The 16,392-nt window shown below is 67.2% G+C and carries 15 protein-coding genes and 1 riboswitch; of the genes, 12 read left to right on the forward strand and 3 right to left on the reverse strand.

The window, feature by feature from the left end; translation table 11 throughout:
* Window positions 1-43: 43 nt before the first annotated feature.
* Window positions 44-658 carry a hypothetical protein gene (locus tag ACFWIX_RS07105; protein WP_377215410.1) on the forward strand — a complete coding sequence of 205 codons (615 nt, stop codon included), beginning with the start codon at window positions 44-46 and terminating at the stop codon, window positions 656-658.
* Here the strand turns inward: ACFWIX_RS07105 and ACFWIX_RS07110 are convergent.
* Entirely contained in the window at window positions 655-1,566 is a 912-nt protein-coding gene (locus ACFWIX_RS07110; protein WP_377215411.1) for a LysR family transcriptional regulator, read from the reverse strand. The two genes, ACFWIX_RS07105 and ACFWIX_RS07110, sit on opposite strands and share 4 nt — an antisense overlap.
* A gap of 131 nt (window positions 1,567-1,697) precedes the next feature.
* Between ACFWIX_RS07110 and tdh the strand changes: the two genes are divergently transcribed.
* From tdh to ACFWIX_RS07140, 6 genes are read left to right on the forward strand one after another with little or no spacing between them, the layout of a single operon-like run.
* Window positions 1,698-2,744, forward strand: coding sequence for an L-threonine 3-dehydrogenase (gene tdh / locus ACFWIX_RS07115; protein WP_377215412.1), 1,047 nt, complete (start codon window positions 1,698-1,700; stop codon window positions 2,742-2,744).
* A gap of 9 nt (window positions 2,745-2,753) precedes the next feature.
* Window positions 2,754-3,950: a glycine C-acetyltransferase gene (locus tag ACFWIX_RS07120; RefSeq protein ID WP_377215413.1), complete on the forward strand. Its 1,197-nt coding sequence runs from the start codon at window positions 2,754-2,756 to the stop codon at window positions 3,948-3,950.
* Between the two features lie 38 nt (window positions 3,951-3,988).
* Window positions 3,989-5,089 carry an NAD(P)/FAD-dependent oxidoreductase gene (locus tag ACFWIX_RS07125; RefSeq protein ID WP_377215414.1) on the forward strand — a complete coding sequence of 367 codons (1,101 nt, stop codon included), beginning with the start codon at window positions 3,989-3,991 and terminating at the stop codon, window positions 5,087-5,089.
* Window positions 5,090-5,101: 12 nt separating this feature from the next.
* Complete coding sequence (gene hutI / locus ACFWIX_RS07130) at window positions 5,102-6,313, forward strand: imidazolonepropionase (RefSeq protein ID WP_377215415.1); 1,212 nt, start codon at window positions 5,102-5,104, stop codon at window positions 6,311-6,313.
* 43 nt (window positions 6,314-6,356) lie between these two features.
* Window positions 6,357-7,145: a DeoR/GlpR family DNA-binding transcription regulator gene (locus tag ACFWIX_RS07135; protein ID WP_377215416.1), complete on the forward strand. Its 789-nt coding sequence runs from the start codon at window positions 6,357-6,359 to the stop codon at window positions 7,143-7,145.
* Between the two features lies 1 nt (window position 7,146).
* Window positions 7,147-7,926, forward strand: a complete 780-nt coding sequence (locus ACFWIX_RS07140; RefSeq protein ID WP_377215417.1) for a CPBP family intramembrane glutamic endopeptidase — start codon at window positions 7,147-7,149, stop codon at window positions 7,924-7,926.
* Window positions 7,927-8,014: 88 nt separating this feature from the next.
* Here the strand turns inward: ACFWIX_RS07140 and ACFWIX_RS07145 are convergent, their stop codons facing one another.
* On the reverse strand, window positions 8,015-8,653 hold the full coding sequence (locus ACFWIX_RS07145) for a VOC family protein (RefSeq protein WP_377215418.1): 639 nt from the start codon (window positions 8,651-8,653) through the stop codon (window positions 8,015-8,017).
* A gap of 173 nt (window positions 8,654-8,826) precedes the next feature.
* A riboswitch (SAM riboswitch) is annotated at window positions 8,827-8,942 on the forward strand.
* A gap of 12 nt (window positions 8,943-8,954) precedes the next feature.
* Here ACFWIX_RS07145 and ACFWIX_RS07150 point away from each other — a divergent pair.
* From ACFWIX_RS07150 to ACFWIX_RS07160, 3 genes are all read left to right on the forward strand, one after another.
* Entirely contained in the window at window positions 8,955-10,070 is a 1,116-nt protein-coding gene (locus tag ACFWIX_RS07150) for a homoserine O-acetyltransferase (RefSeq protein WP_377215419.1), read from the forward strand.
* A 181-nt stretch (window positions 10,071-10,251) separates the two neighbouring features.
* Complete coding sequence (locus tag ACFWIX_RS07155) at window positions 10,252-11,634, forward strand: MFS transporter (protein ID WP_377215420.1); 1,383 nt, start codon at window positions 10,252-10,254, stop codon at window positions 11,632-11,634.
* Between the two features lie 110 nt (window positions 11,635-11,744).
* Window positions 11,745-12,863: a zinc-dependent alcohol dehydrogenase family protein gene (locus ACFWIX_RS07160; RefSeq protein ID WP_377215421.1), complete on the forward strand. Its 1,119-nt coding sequence runs from the start codon at window positions 11,745-11,747 to the stop codon at window positions 12,861-12,863.
* Between the two features lie 30 nt (window positions 12,864-12,893).
* Here ACFWIX_RS07160 and ACFWIX_RS07165 read toward each other — a convergent pair whose 3' ends face one another.
* The gene (locus ACFWIX_RS07165; protein ID WP_377215422.1) at window positions 12,894-13,793 is read right to left on the reverse strand and encodes a LysR family transcriptional regulator; all 900 of its coding nucleotides are present in this window, start codon (window positions 13,791-13,793) and stop codon (window positions 12,894-12,896) included.
* Window positions 13,794-13,932: 139 nt separating this feature from the next.
* On the opposite strand from ACFWIX_RS07165, the gene mmsB reads away from it, so the two are divergent.
* Complete coding sequence (mmsB, locus tag ACFWIX_RS07170; protein WP_377215423.1) at window positions 13,933-14,862, forward strand: 3-hydroxyisobutyrate dehydrogenase; 930 nt, start codon at window positions 13,933-13,935, stop codon at window positions 14,860-14,862.
* Between the two features lie 32 nt (window positions 14,863-14,894).
* Window positions 14,895-16,379 (forward strand): CoA-acylating methylmalonate-semialdehyde dehydrogenase, encoded by a 1,485-nt coding sequence (locus ACFWIX_RS07175; RefSeq protein WP_377215424.1) that lies wholly within the window; start codon window positions 14,895-14,897, stop codon window positions 16,377-16,379.
* The last annotated feature ends 13 nt before the right edge of the window (window positions 16,380-16,392 follow it).

The raw sequence follows: 16,392 nt of genomic DNA on the forward strand, positions 1-16,392 counted from the left end.
TCCCGGCCAGTCATGCAAGTCAGCCAGGTGAAGGGGGCGGACCGTGCCGTTCAAGGGCCGGAGCAGGACACGGACACTCGTGCTCGCCGGAGCAGTTGCCATCACGCTCGCAGGTACGGGGGCCGCGCTGGCCTGGCCGGCCGGCGGACCCTCCCTGCAGCCGTCGTCCACCGCCCAGACCTCCAGCGCGCCGTCGCATAATCCGCCCGGCCACCGGGACAAGCAGGGCAACCAGGCCAAACAGGATAAGCAGCACCCGCCTGACAAACAGCACAAAGCCGACCATGCCCGCGGCGGGCGGCTTCAGCACAGCGAGAGCGTGGTCAAGGACGCTGACGGCAGCTTCCGAACCATCCTGGTCCAGCGCGGAACCGTGGAAGCCGTCAGCGGCACGTCGGTCACCGTCCGGAGCGAAGACGGTTACTCGCAGGCCTATGTCGTGGACACGGATACCAAGATCATCGGAAGCGGTGCCGCCTTCGGCCACCGGTCGCCTGCAGCGGACGACGACGATAAGGCGGCCGGGCGGCGTACCGGCACCATTGCGGACATTGCCGTAGGGGACGCGGTGCGCATCTTCGGCCTCAAGGAGGCGGAGCGGGTGACGGCGACGCGGATCGCGGCCGGTGCAGGAAACTCCCGAGGCAGCGGACGCTAATCCGGCTCCACCAGGCCGGCCATGATGTCCTGCAGGGTTTCGCAGACCACTGTGACCGCGCGCCGCTTCAGGTTTTCGGGTCGGGCCAGCAGGTCGATGCGGCGCCGCGTGCTGATGCCCTGGAGGGGACGCAGGACGATGGCCGGGTTGAGGACAGGTCCTGCTGTGTACCGCGGCAGGAGGCCCGCCACCCCGCCGGACGCCACCAAGGCGGCCACCGTGGAATAGTCGTTGATCCGGTGCACGATCCTCAGTTCCCGGCTGGATACCGCCGCGACGGCGGACAGCACGTCTGCGGGGGAATAGCCGGCGTGGCTGGTCACCCAGGCCTCGTCCACCACGTCGGCCACGGAAACCGACGCCTGCTGTGCCAGCCGGTGGCCGGCGGGCAGGGCAACGTCCAGCGGTTCGTGCGCCAGCGGAACCACGGTGACCCGTTCGGTGGGCCAGCGAGGGCTGTGGTCCATCCGGTGGGCAAGGACCAGGTCGTACCGGGCGGTGAGGGCGGGAAAGTCATGCTGGGCGACGTCCTCGTCGGAGAGTTCAATGTGCGGCCGCCCTGGTCCTTCCAATGCTTTGGCCAGCGGCGCGAACAGTGCCTGCCCGGCGCTGTGGAATCCGGACAGGGTGACGCGCGCTGCTTCGGAGCCGTGGTAGCTGCCGATCGCGCTCCGGGCATCGGCCATGGCGCTGACCACCGCGGCACCGGCGTCCGCCAGCACCTGGCCCGCCTCCGTGAGGACCAGGTTTCGGCCTTCCTTGCGTGTCAGCGGGACCTCCGCGGAACGCTGCAGCAGGGCCAGTTGCTGGGAGACGGCAGAGGGGGTCACCATGAGGGTGTCCGCGACTGCCTTCACGCTGCCCAGGGCCCCGAGCTCGCGCAGGATTTCAAGCTGGTGTATTTCCACCGCACCAGTCTACGCATTAGGAATACCTACATCGTCGATTGAGATATTCCCCATTGTTCTAAAGCTTTTTCCTCGCTGTAATGGGGAAGGCAGCACCCTGCCACGCGTATGGACCAAGAGTAAGGAAGCCGATGAAGGCTTTGTACAAGGCCGGCCCGCAGGCCGGATTCGAGCTGGTGGACCGCCCGGAACCGGTCACGGGCCCGGCAGACGTGAAGATCCGCGTCATGACCACCGGCATCTGCGGCACGGACCTGCATATCCAGTCCTGGGATGCCTGGGCGCAGGGCATTATCGAGGCGCCGCTGATCCCCGGCCACGAGTTCTACGGCGAAGTGGTGGAAACCGGTGCCGGCGTGCGCGACGTCAAAGTGGGGGACAGGGTCTCCGGCGAAGGTCATGTCGTATGCGGAATCTGCCGCAACTGCCGCGCCGGCCGGCGGCAGATGTGCATCCATACCGTCAGCGTCGGCGTCCAGCGGGACGGCGCCTTTGCCGAATACGTTGTTATTCCCGAGACGAACGTCTGGGTGCACCACGACTCTTCCGTCACACCTGAACTCGGTGCCATCTTCGATCCCTTCGGCAATGCTGTCCACACCGCCCTGAGCTTCCCGCTGGTGGGCGAGGATGTCCTGATCACAGGCGCCGGCCCCATCGGGCTGATGGCCATCGCGGTGGCCCGGCACGCCGGTGCCCGCAAAATCGCCGTTACGGACGTTTCCGGACCGAGGCTGGAGCTGGCCCGCCGCCTGGGGGCGGACCTGGCCATCGATGTCTCCACCACGCGCATCCGCGAAGCCCAGCAGGAGCTCTGCCTGCGGGAAGGGTTCGACATCGGCATGGAAATGTCCGGGCACCCGGCCGCGCTGCCGGAGATGATTGACAACATGAACCACGGCGGCCGCATCGCCATGCTGGGCCTGCCCAGCCAGGACATCACCATCGACTGGGCCAAGGTGGTCACCCACATGCTGACGCTGAAGGGTATCTATGGCCGCGAGATGTATGAAACCTGGTACGCCATGAGCGCCATGCTCTCCTCCAACCCCGTACTCCATGCCGGGATCTCCGCGGTGGTCACCGATGTCCTGCCGGCCACGGAATGGGAAAAAGGCTTCGACATTGCCCGCAGCGGGACCGGCGGCAAGGTCGTCCTCGACTGGACCAAACTCTAAGGAAACGCCATGTACACCTCCATCAAGGACCAGTTGCGCACCGAACTGGACGAGATCCGCGCCGCCGGGCTCTTCAAGGCCGAACGCAGCATCAGCTCTCCACAGTCCAGCCACATCACCGCCGGGCAGCCCGGCCGGCCGGGCGCGGACGTGCTCAACTTCTGCGCCAACAACTACCTCGGGCTGGCGGATCACCCGGACATCATCGGCGCCGCGAAGGCCGCTATGGACCAGCGCGGCTTCGGCATGGCCAGTGTGCGCTTCATCTGCGGCACCCAGGACCTGCACCTCGAGCTGGAAGCACGGGTCTCCCGTTTCCTGGGCACCGAGGACACCATCCTCTTCTCCAGCTGCTTCGACGCGAACGGCGGGGTGTTCGAATCCCTGCTGGGCGCCGAGGACGCGGTGATCTCCGACGCCCTGAACCACGCCTCCATCATCGACGGCATCAGGCTCTGCAAGGCGCAGCGCTACCGCTATGCCAATCAGGACATGGCCGACCTCGAAGCGAAGCTGGTCGAATCCGCGGGCGCCCGCCGCCGTATCATCGTGACGGACGGCGTGTTCTCCATGGACGGCTACCTTGCGCCGCTGGAGGCAATCTGCGATCTCGCCGAGAAGCACGACGCGCTGGTCATGGTGGACGATTCGCACGCCGTGGGCTTCATGGGCGCCACCGGAGCCGGCACGCCCGAACACGCCGGCGTTTCGGACCGAGTGGACATCTACACCGGCACGTTCGGCAAGGCCCTGGGCGGTGCGTCCGGCGGCTACGTGTCCGGCCGTGCGGAGGTAGTGGCCATGCTTCGGCAGAAGGCACGGCCATACCTGTTCTCCAACTCCCTGGCTCCTGCCATCGTGGCCGCCACCATCAAGGCACTGGACCTGGTGGAAAACTCCGCGGACCTGCGGAGCCGGCTGTTCCGCAACGCGGCCCTGTTCCGCGCCCGCATGACCGAGGAAGGCTTTGACCTGCTTCCCGGAGAACACGCCATCGTCCCGGTCATGTTCGGCGACGCCGTCCAGGCCGCCAGGGTGGCGGACCGCATGCTGGAACACGGCGTCTTCGTGACCGCCTTCAGCTTCCCGGTGGTGCCCAGGGGGGCGGCCAGGATCCGCGTCCAGCTTTCCGCCGCGCATTCAACGGACGACGTCGAAGCGTGCGTCCGTGCGTTCGTCGCCAGCCGCGCGGAGGCAGCCGCTTAGCTCCGCCGCCCGGGCCCCTCCTCTGCCATCATGGACCCATGAGCGCACAGTACGATGTCCTGATCATGGGCGGCGGCATCGCCGGGCTGTCCCTGGCCTCCCGGCTGGCCGGCCATTGCAGCGTTGCCTTGGTGGAGGCGGAGCAGGAGCTGGCGTACCACACGTCCTCCCGCTCCGCCCGCCAGCTGATCCCCAGCTACGGGCCGCCGGTGGTCCAGGAGCTGACCATGCGGACACTCGAACTTCTGGCCAGCCGGGATTCTGACCTCCGCGAGCCGGTCCTCACGCCCCGCAGTTTCATGCTGGTGGGCTCGGAAGCTGCAGTGGCGGCAGAAGCCAGCGGCCACATGAAACCCATCACGGTGGAACAGGCGCTTGAGCTGTGCCCGGCGCTGGTTCCGGATTCGTTCCAGGCCGCCGGACTGGACACCGGATCCTTCGCCTGTAATGCACCGCTGCTCCTGGAAGACCACCGCCGGAGTGCACTTGCCGCCGGTGCGGACATCATCACCGGTGCCAGGGTCCATTCGGCCCAGCGGCTGGGCTCAGGCTGGCAGGTGGGGGCCGGGACGGAGGCGTTCCAGGCCGGGGTCCTCGTCAATGCCACCGGTGCATGGGCAGACGAACTCGCCGTGCTCAGCGGCGTGGAGAAACTCGGCTTCCAGCCGTACCGGCGCACCGCGGCGATTGCCGCCGTCGACCGTCCCCTGCCGGAATCCGCCCCGATGGTGGCAGCCGCCGACCACACCTTCTACTTCCGCGCCGAAGGACGGGACGTGCTGATTTCGCCCTCCGAAAGCGTGCCTAGCGGCCCGGAGGACGCCCGGCCGCGCCCCGGGGACATTGAGCGACTGGTGGAGCGGCTGAATACGATCACCACGTTGGGAATCACAGCCGTGCGAAGCGCATGGACCGGGCTGCGGACCGAGGCGGCGGACGGCATTCCCGTGGCGGGTTTCGATGCTGAAGCCCCGGGCTTCTACTGGCTGGCCGGCCAGGGCGGCTACGGCTTCCAGACCTCCTCGGCCCTGGCCGAACTCGCGGCCGGGCAAATCCTGGCCGGGCAGGGAGCCGCAGCCAGTCCGGAATCCCGGACAGGACAGGCTGTGGCCGCCACCCGATGGTCCATTCGGCGCTGAAGAATGGAGTGCATGAGTACGCTGATCACCAATGTGGCCGAGCTGATGACCCAGGACCTGGAACACCGGGTCCTGAAAGACGCGGCCGTGGTGGTGGAAGGCGAACGGATCTCCTGGATCGGTTCCGCGGCAGGCGCCCCGGCCGCCGACGAGGCCGTGGACGCCGGAGGCCGTGCCCTGCTGCCCGGCTGGGTGGATTCGCACAGCCACCTGGTCTTCGCCGGGGACCGCACCGCGGAGTTCGAGGCACGCATGGCGGGGGAGTCCTACTCTGCCGGCGGCATCGGCGTCACCATGGGCGCCACGCGGCAAGCCTCAGACTTCGACCTGACCCGGCTGGCCATGGGGCGGGTGGTGGAAGCGGCATCGCAGGGCACCACGTACCTGGAAACCAAGACCGGTTATGGCCTCGACATTGAGCACGAGGCCCGGAGCGCCCGCATCGCATCCACCGTCGCCGACGAAGTGACCTTCCTCGGCGCGCACCTGGTCCCCGTGGGCCAGGACCCGGATGCGTACACGGACCTGGTCTGCGGCCCCATGCTGGACGCCGTGCGCCCCTACGTGAAATGGGCCGACGTATTCTGCGAGGAAGGCGCGTTTACCGCCGAACAATCGCGCCGGGTGCTGCTGGCCTGCCGCGACGCCGGCCTGGGCCTGCGTGTCCACGGCAACCAACTGGGCGAAGGCCCGGGCGTCCAGCTGGCTGTCGAGCTCGACGCGGCCAGCGTGGACCATGTGAATTACCTCTCCGAACAGGACGTTGCAGCGCTCGCCGGCACCTGGACCGGCTGGGATCCCGCCACAGGATCGGGCCGGCGCGGCACCGTGGCCACGTGCCTTCCGGCCTGCGACCTCTCCACCCGCCAGCCATTGGCTCCCGCCCGCGCCCTGCTGGACGCCGGCGTCCAGGTGGCGCTGGCTTCCAACTGCAATCCCGGCACCTCCTACACCAGCTCCATGTCCTTCTGCGTCACCACCGCGGTGCTGCAAATGCGGCTCAGCGTGCATGAAGCCGTCCGCGCCGCAACCTACGGAGGCGCCCTGGCCCTCCACCGGGACACGGGCAAGGATGCCGACGGCGAACGCGCGGTGGGATCCATCGCCGTCGGACACCGCGCGGACCTCCACCTGCTGAACGCCCCCTCCGCCACGCATCTCGCCTACCGTCCGGGCATGCCGCTGACGTACGCTGTGTGGCGGGCCGGCGTGCGGGTGGGGTAGCAGCCGGCACCGCCCCAGACTGCAACCCCCGGAGGCTTCCAGCATGACCCGTACCGACCGACTCACGGCGATCCTGGACCTGCTGGCCCGGACCGGCCAGGTGGAAGTCGAGGAAATCGTTACCACCTTGAACGTCTCGCCCGCAACTGCCCGGCGGGACCTGGACAGCCTGGCCAAGCGACGGCTGCTGACGCGCACCCGGGGCGGGGCCACCACCGGTGCCCTGGCCTACGACCTGCCCGGCCGGTACAACCGGGACGACCACGCGGAGGCCAAACAGCAGATTGCCCAGGCCGCGTCCGCGCTCATCAGCCCCGGCGCCGTCATCGGCCTGTGCGGCGGCACCACCAGCACGGCGCTGGCCCAGATCCTGGCCACCCGCGAGGACCTCAATGCACCCTCAAACCAGCCCACCCTTACTGTGGTCACCAATGCCATCAACATCGCCGGGCAGCTGGCCGTCCGGCCCAACATCAAGGTCATGGTGACGGGTGGAATCCTCAACCCCCGGTCCTATGAACTGGTGGGCCCCTACACGGACATCATCATGCAGAAGGTAGTGCTGGATATCGCGTTTATCGGCGTCAACGGAATCGATCCCGAGGTGGGGCCCACCAACACCGGCGAAGGGGAAGCTTCCGTGAATGCCCTCCTGGCCAGCCGGGCCCGGGTGTCCTACGTCCTGGCCGATTCGTCAAAGGTGGGCGTCCGCGCCTTCGCCACCATGCACGGCTATAACTTCACCCGGCTGATCACCGACTCCGGAATTTCCGCACGGGACAAGGCCGCCTTTGAAGCCCGGGGCACCGAAGTGATCGTGGCGCCTGCCTGACATGCTGGTCTCATCACGCCGACGACTCACCTTCGAAGTCCTCATTGTCCTGGGCCTGTCCCTGGGCCAGTCCGCCGTGTACTCCGTGGTCCAGCTCCTGGACAAGATGTCCCGGGCGCCGCTGGCGCAGGGCACGTCCACGCTCAACCGCCAGCAGAGCAGCCGCGAGTACTTCGACCTGACCTACCAGCTGCTGGACATCGTCTTTGCCCTGGTCCCGGTGCTGCTGGTGATCTACTTCCTCACGGACCACCGGCGGACCGCCTCCGAAGGGCTTCCTTCCAGCGGATCTGCGTTCCGGAAGCTGGGCCTGGACCTGTCCCGCCCAGGCCGTGACATCCTGCACGGCCTGGGGCTGGCTGCGCTGATCGGGGTGCCGTCGCTGGGGCTCTACGCAGCGGGTCGGGCACTCGGCATCACCACAGCCATCATCCCCAGCGCACTGGACGCTTACTGGTGGACGGTCCCGGTCCTCGTTCTTTCGGCGGTGCGCCACGGGCTGGTGGAGGAGGTGATCGTGGTGGGCTACCTGCTGGACCGGTTCGGCAAGTTCGGCTGGAGCGTCCCCGCCGCCATTGGCGCCAGCGCCCTGCTGCGCGGCACCTACCATCTGTACCAGGGGTTCGGACCCTTCATCGGAAACGTGGTGATGGGTATCGTCTTCGCCTGGCTGTATACCCGGACACGGAGGGTCATGCCTTTGGTGATCGCCCACGCCCTGCTCGATACGGTGGCGTTCGTCGGCTTCAGCCTCTTCGGCCGTGCGGTGGGCCTGGGCTGACCGGCGGGGCCTGGTTAAAAAGAATTCGGCCGCCATCGGTGGGTGACGCCATTGTCACCCGCTGATGGCGGCCGAAGCTGTGGTGCGGTCAGATCGTGACGGCGCCGGTGGCAGTCTCGAACGTCACTGACAGGATGCCCGGGGTGCCGTGCGGCGCCACCCAGTCCACGGCAACGTCTTCCAGCGGGCGCTCTACCGGCTCGCCGAGCCATTCGGTGACGCGCTCGGGAGAGCCGGCGATGGTCAGCGACCGCATCTTGAGGCTGCTGTTGTAGGCATTCGAGGGGTGCAGCGACGGGTCGCCCTCCCACTTGAGCATGTAGGGCACCTGCGGGTCGGCGATCAGGCCAAGGATGCCGATCTGCTTCCAGACCAGCTCGCGGCCATCCGGGAACTTGCGGTTGCCGTTGACCGCCGAGCGGCCCAGGCGCTCCTCGAACGGTGCCAGGTCGTCCACCTCGACGCACCAGCCCATCCAGCCGCCGCCAGCCGCCGAACGGGCACGCACAGCCTGGCCGAACGGTGCCTTGTCCGAAGCCGGGTGGTCCAGGACCTCCACGACCTCCAAGTATTTGTGTCCCGCCAGCGGGATGATCATGTTGCGCGTTCCAAAACGGGGATGTACCCCGCCCTTGACTGCCTCGACGCCCAGGGCGGAGGAAATCCGTTCAGTGGTGGCCGCCAGGCCATCGTGTTCACAGGCGTAAGAGACGTGATCCATGCGCATGGCAACATCTTGGCACTTTGTGATCAGGCTCTCAGCTTAGGTTTGCCTTACTTGGAAATGGGGGCGGAACCCTTGGCGCAAAGCGCCGCGGGTTGGATGCCGGTGTATCGGCGGATGTCATAACGGGTCACACGCGTGGCGCCGCTGGGGGGATCTTTCATACACTCGAGGGAGGTCATGAGTGCCAGCAACAGCCCCGGCTTGCTGGCCGGCAACCCTCCTACCGCGGCGGGGTGCCCCGGGTGAGGACCTGGCCCGCCGGCCCTCCGGCGGCGGGCAAGCGCGTAGAAGAGGTTTGCACATGACAGTCACCGTTCCCCGCACCGCGGGGCCGCGGCACGGCGTGGTCCGGTATGCAGGCATTGGCGGGCTGGAACTGGAAGCCGGCGGCTTCCTGCCGGACGTCATCCTTGCCTATGAAACATGGGGCACGCTCAATGCCGACGGCTCCAATGCCGTCCTCATTGAACATGCACTGACCGGCAGCACCCACGTGACCCGAGGCGACACGGACGAGGACGGCTGGTGGGAAGAGTTGGCGGGCCCGGGCGCGCCCGTCGACACCGACAAATTCTTCGTGGTGGCGATCAACATCCTGGGCGGATGCTACGGGTCCACCGGGCCGTCGTCGCCCGCTCCCGACGGCAAGCCATGGGGCTCCCGCTTCCCGCTGGTGACCCTGCGCGACAGCACCGTGGCGGAAGCGCGGCTGGCCGACCAGCTGGGCATCCGGTCCTGGTTCGCCGTGCTGGGCGGGTCCATGGGCGGTGCGCGGGCTTTGGAATGGGCCGTCACTTACCCTGAGCGGGTGCAGCGTTGCGCGGTCATCGCCGTCGGGGCCGCCAGTACGGCCGAGCAGATCGCCTTTGCCCAGGCCCAGACGCTCGCCATCCGTCAGGACGCGAACTATAACGACGGCGACTACTACGGCGGTGCGTCCCCCGAGGACGGCCTGGCCCTGGCCCGCCGGATCGCCCACATTACCTACCGCTCAGCCCGGGAGTTTGACGGCCGCTTCGGCCGCAGTCCGCAGTCCGGCGAAGCACCGCTGCAGGCCGAAACGCTTTCCGGCCGCGGCCGTTACCAAGTGGAAAGCTACCTGGACCACCAGGGCAGCAAGCTGGTCCGGCGCTTCGACGCCAACAGCTATATCGCCCTCACCGAGGCGCTGATGAGCCACGACGTCACCCGCGGCAGGGGGTCCCTGGCCGAAAGCCTGAGCCGGGCCACCGCGAAATTCTTCGTGGCCGCGGTGGATACCGACCGGCTGTACTTCCCGGAGCAGTCGCACGAACTCGCCGCCGCACTGCCGGGCGAGGTGGATGTCCACGTCATCTCTGCGCCCATCGGCCACGACGGATTCCTGACCGAAATCGGCCAGCTGGGCGCCCAGCTGCGCGACCATCTCGAAGATTAATTCCGGGCTTCCGCGCCCTCCCTGTGCATTTATGCAGAGGCCTTCTGCACTATTTGCCGTTGAGCTTGCAGCCACACGCAGACCATACTCGTGTGAATCGGCGGTATGTTGTGTACCTCACATCGCATCGCCACATCCTGGTCGCATCTGGTGTCGACGTAGACGCCGAAGGAGTTCATTAATGAGTACGGAAAAGTCCGCCGCAGGGCGGGTCGGGGAGCCCGACGTCAAGTCCACGGGCCTGAAGAAGGTCGTCACGGCTTCCATGGCCGGCACGGTCGTTGAATGGTACGAGTTCTTCCTCTACGCCTCAGCCGCCACGCTCGTATTTGGCAAGACGTTCTTCCCCAACTCGGGTACGGAGCTGGACGGCATCATCGCCGCCTTCGTGACGTACGCCGTCGGGTTCGTTGCCCGCCCCATCGGCGGCATTGTCTTTGGCCACTTTGGCGACAAGTTCGGCCGCAAGCAGCTGCTGCAGCTCAGCATCATCATGGTGGGCGTTGCCACCTTCCTCATGGGCTGCCTTCCCACGTTCGCCCAGATCGGCTACTGGGCGCCCGCCCTCCTGGTGTTCCTGCGGTTCGTCCAGGGCTTTGCGGTCGGCGGCGAGTGGGGCGGTGCCGTCCTGCTGGTGGCCGAGCACAGCCCCAACAAGTCGCGCGGGTTCTGGTCGAGCTGGCCGCAGTCTGCGGTGCCGATGGGCAACCTGCTGGCTACCGGCGTCCTCTTCACCCTGTCCTCCACGCTGTCCCAGGAAGCTTTCCTCGGCTGGGGCTGGCGCGTAGCGTTCTGGCTCTCCGCCGTGATCGTCATCATCGGCTACTACATCCGGACCAAGGTCCAGGACGCCCCGATCTTCATCGAGGCCCGCAAGGAAGTCGCCGTTGAGAACAAGGGCTACGGCGTGGCTGAGGTCTTCCGCCGCTACCCGCGCGGTGTCTTCACCGCCATGGGCCTGCGCTTCGCCGAGAACATCCTCTACTACCTCGTGGTGACGTTCTCCATCACCTACCTGAAAGTGGTCGTGGAGACGGACACCTCCCGCATCCTGCTCCTGCTGCTGGTGGCCCACTTCATCCACTTCTGCACCGTGCCGCTGGTGGGCAAGATGTCCGATGCCTTCGGCCGCCGCCCGGTCTACATGGCCGGTGCGATCCTCGGCGGTACCTGGGGCTTCTTCGCCTTCCCCATGATGGACACTGCCAACGACATGATCATCCTGGCCGCCATCACCATCGGCCTGATCTTCCACGCACTGATGTACGCGGGCCAGCCCTCCATCATGGCCGAAATGTTCCCCACCCGGATGCGCTACTCCGGCGTGTCCCTGGGCTACCAGGTGACCTCGATCGTTGCCGGCTCGCTGGCCCCGATCATCGCCACGGCACTGCTGAGCAACTTCGGCTCGTCCACTCCGGTGGCGCTGTACCTGCTCGGAGCCTGCGTCGTCACGGCAGTCTCGGTCTTCTTCCTCAAGGAAACCCGGGGTATTTCGCTGCACGACGTTGACGCCGCGGACGCCAAGGGCACCGCGGATCTGCTCGCCGCGTCCAAGAAATAACCCACGCGGGCGACACCAGCCAGGGCAGTTGCCCGGACCCGGCTTCCGGGTCCGGGCAACTGCATGCCATGAACCTCCACTCCACGAATCAGCCACAGCAAGGAGCCGCCATGCGAGCCGCTGTCCTCTACAACACCGTTCCCGCCGGCACCAGTTACACCGAGGCGCACCCGCTGGTGGTGGAGGAACTTGACCGCCCCGAACCGCGTGCCGGGGAACTGGGCGTCGCGATCACCTACTCCAGCCTGTGCCACTCGGACCTCTCAGTGGTCGACGGGTCCAGGGTGCGTCCCCTGCCCATGGCGCTGGGGCACGAGGCTGTGGGGCGCGTGCAGGCCGTAGGGCCCGGCGTGGAAGGCGTCTCCGTGGGCGACCACGTGGTCCTGGTCTTCGTCCCCAGCTGCGGCGACTGCCGCGCCTGCCGGGCCGGCCGGCCGGCACTCTGCCACCGCGCCGCCGAAGTCAACGGGTCAGGGGACCTGCTGCATGGCGAGGCCCTGCTCCGGACCCCTGCCGGGGAACGCGTCAACCACCACCTTGGCGTTTCGGCATTCGCCGACTATGCCGTGGTGGCGAGGGAATCCGTCGTGGTGATCGACGACGACGTTCCGGACACCGTGGCGGCCATGTTCGGGTGCGCTGTGCTCACCGGCATGGGTGCGGTTTTCAACACGGCAGCGGTCGACGCCGGCCAGTCGGTCGCCGTCTTCGGCCTCGGCGCCGTGGGGCTTTCGGCAGTCATGGCAGCACGTCTTGCCGGCGCGGCTTCCGTTATCGCCATCGACCCGAACGAGGGCAAGCACCAGCTCGCACTGGACTGCGGAGCCACTGCCGTGGGAACGCCCGACGACGCCGCGCAGCTGATCGCTGACGCCACCGGTGACGGCGTAGACGTGGCAGTGGAAGCCGTGGGTTCGGCGCGCGTGATCGCGTCCTGCCTGGAACAGGTAACCCGCGGCGGCGCCGTGGTGTCCGTCGGCCTGCCTCATCCCTCGGCGGAACTGACCGTCCCGGCCCTGCAGTTCGCCGGCGCCGGCAAGCGGCTGCTGGGGTCCTACATGGGCGACGCGGTCCCGGAGCGCGACATCCCCCGGTACCTGGGCTTTTGGCGCGAAGGCCGGCTGCCTGTGGAACTGCTGCACACGGACACCCGGCCGCTGGATGAAATTAACGAGGGCCTGGACGCCCTCGCGGCCGGCCGCGTGGTCCGCCGGCTATTCCAGCCCTGAGCATCCCGCCGCGTGCCGGTGCGAACAGCCTCAGGACGCGAGCAGGTCCTGCCGTGCGGCAACCTCTTCCTTCAGCGCAGCGACGACGGCCTGCACGCGTCCTGAGCGCAGCGACTCCGGCCGGGCCACCGCCCAGATGGGCAGCTGCCGTTCGAAGTCGTGCGGCAGGACGGGAACAAAATCGGCATCGCGGCTGACCATGAAGCTCGGCAGGAGGCCGATGCCGGCGCCTCGGCGCACCGCCTCCACCTGGGCAAAGATGCTGGTGGCCTGGAAGCTGGATTTCGGCATGGGAAGCTGCGAGGAACGGTGGCCCAATTCCGCTACCTGGAGTGCGGACTCAACGTAAGAGACGAAGCCATGCTGCCCGACGTCGTCGGGCGTTTCCGGAAGGCCCTGCCGCGCCGCATAGCCGGCGCTGGCGTAAAGCCGCAGGTAGTAATTGGTCAGGAAGATCGTCTGCGCGTTCCGCACGTCCGTTCCGCCCACCACCACTTCGAGGTCCACGCCGGATCTGTTCTGGCTGACCTTGCGGGTGGCGCTGAGCATCTCGACATTCAGCATCGGATGGCGCTGCTGCAGCCGGACCAGTGCCGGCGTGACGAAGTCGGCGCCAAAACCGTCCGAGGTACTGATCCGCACCATTCCGGACAAAGCATCGCGCTCCTGGCCGATGGCGCCGGCCAGGGTGCCGAGCGTCTCCTCGATGGCCTCGGCCGCAGCGACCGCGGAGGCACCAAGTTCCGTCAGTTCCCAGCCGTGCGGGCTGCGCTCCAGCGTCCGGCCGCCCAACTGCCGGTCCAGGGCAAGGATCCTGCGCGAAATCGTCGTGTGCGTTGTGCCCAGCGCCTCCGCCACCGCATTGAACCGGCCCAGTCTCGCCACCGTCAGGAGAATCAGCAAATCGTCGGGGCTCGGCAGACTGCCCACGTATTCCGCCTTCCATCCCTGTGCATCAATGCACATGGCATCTGTGATTTTTTACCTTGATTGCACTTTACCAGCATGTGATGGTGGACACAGACGACTCCGGCCAAGGCGGCCGGACCAGAAGCGAAGGAGCTTGCACATGGCAGTTATCGGTTGGATCGGGTTGGGAAACATGGGCGGGTCCATGTCAGTGAACCTCGCCAAGGCAGGTCACGACGTCCGGGGCTTCGACCTCAACCCCGCCGCCGTGGCCGCTGCGGAGGCCGGCGGCGTCAAGCCCGTCGCCGGAATCGCCCAGGCGGTGGAAGGGGCTGACGTTGTCTTCACCATGCTTCCCAAGGGCGAACACGCCAAAGCCGTGTACCTGGGCCCGGACGGCGTGCTGGCGCACGCCTCCACCAGCACTCTCCTGGTTGATTCCTCCACCATCGACATCGCCTCGGCGCAGGAACTGCACGACGCCGCTGCTGCCGCCGGCTTCCGATTCGTCGATGCCCCGGTGTCCGGCGGAATGAGCGGTGCCAAGGCCGGCACCCTGACGTTCATGGTGGGTGGCGAGGACGGCGCGGTGGCCGATGCCACCGAGTACATCCGCCCCATGGCCGCAAACATCATCCCCACCGGTGGCGCCACCACCGGCCAGGCCGCCAAGATCTGCAACAACCTCATGCTCTTCATCAACCTCGCCTCCACCGCCGAAGGCGCTGTGCTGGCCGACCGCCTCGGCCTGGACAAGCAAGTCTTCTGGGACATTGCCTCCGTGTCCTCCGGCGACAGCTGGGCACTGCGGACCTGGTACCCCGTCCCCGGCGTGGTGGACACCGCAGCCTCGAACAACGACTTTGCCCCCACGTTCACCACCGAACTGGCCAACAAGGACATCGGCCTGGCTATCAGCGCAGCGGAGGATACGGGAACTCCGCTGGAAATCGGCAAGCACGTCCAGCAGCTGTTCCAGCGCCTGATCGACGCAGGGGAGTCCGGCAAGGACTGCTCCATGATCATCAAGCTCGCGGACGGTTCGCTCGGCGCCGCAGCCCAGCCCGGCGCCGCAGACCAGTCCGCCTGACCGTACCGAACTTCCCAGCCCGAAAGAGACCCATGCAGACAATTCCGCACTTCATCAACGGCCAGCGCGTCAGCGACGCAGAGCGCTTCGGCCCTGTTTTCAACCCCGCCACGGGCGCCCAGGACAAGCAGGTGGCGCTGGCCTCCGGTGCCCGGGTGGAGGAAGCCATCGCGGCGGCGAAGGCAGCCCTGCCGGCGTGGCGCGCCACCAGCCTGGCCCGGCGCAGCAACATCTTCTTCAAGGTCCGCGAGATCCTGAACGAGCGCAAGCCCGAACTCGCCGCCATTCTCACCAGCGAGCACGGCAAGGTCCTCTCCGACGCCGAGGGCGAAATTTCCCGCGGCCTCGAAAACATCGAGTTCGCCACCGGGCTGTCCCACATGCTCAAGGGCGAGCGGTCCGAGCAGGTCTCCAGCGGCGTCGACGTCCACTCAGTCCGCCAGCCTGTGGGCGTCGTGGCCTGCATTACCCCGTTCAACTTCCCGGCGATGGTTCCGCTGTGGATGATCGGCAGCGCCCTGGCCTGTGGCAACACCGTGCTCCTGAAGCCGAGCGAGAAGGACCCCTCGTCGGCCGTTTTCATCGCCGAGGTGTTTGCTGAAGCGGGCCTGCCGGCCGGCGTCCTCAACGTCGTCCAGGGCGACAAGGAAGCCGTGGACGTCCTTCTGGAGCACCCGGACGTCAAAGCGGTCAGCTTCGTGGGGTCCACCCCCATCGCCCAGTCCATCTACAGGCGCGCAGCGGACCACGGTAAGCGCGTCCAGGCCCTTGGCGGGGCGAAGAACCACATGGTGGTTTTGCCTGACGCCGACCTGGACATGGCCGCGGACGCCGCCGTCTCTGCCGCCTACGGCTCCGCAGGGGAACGCTGCATGGCCGTCAGCGTCCTGGTGGCGGTGGGCAGCATCGCCGACGACCTCGTAGAGGCGATCCGGACCCGGATGGCGGACCTGAAGATCGGGCCCGGCACGGATCCGGCATCCCAGATGGGTCCGCTCATCACCAAGGAACACCGCGACCGCGTTGCCTCCTACGTGGCCGGTGCCGAAGATGAAGGCGCCACCGTTGTGGTGGACGGGCGTGAGCAGCAGTTCGACTCGGACGGGTTCTTCATCGGTGTCAGCCTGGTGGACCACGTCAAGCCCGGTATGAAGGTCTACGATGAGGAAATCTTCGGGCCTGTCCTGTCCGTGGTCCGCGCCGAAACCTACAGCGATGCCGTGCGCCTGGTCAACGAACACGAGTTCGGCAACGGCGTGGCGATCTTCACCCGCGACGGCGGCGCCGCCCGGCAGTTCGAGTTCGACGTCGAGGCCGGCATGGTGGGCATCAACGTTCCCATCCCGGTACCGGTGGGGACGTTCTCCTTCGGCGGCTGGAAGAACTCGCTGTTCGGCGACACGCACATGTACGGCCCGGACAGCATCCGCTTCTACACGCGCGGCAAGGTGGTCACCACGCGGTGGCCAGACCCCGCGACCTCCGTCATCGACCTCGGCTTCCCCCAGATCGACTGATCACCCTGACCGC

The organism is Pseudarthrobacter sp. NPDC058362 (genome assembly GCF_042723515.1).
Lineage (GTDB): Bacteria > Actinomycetota > Actinomycetes > Actinomycetales > Micrococcaceae > Arthrobacter.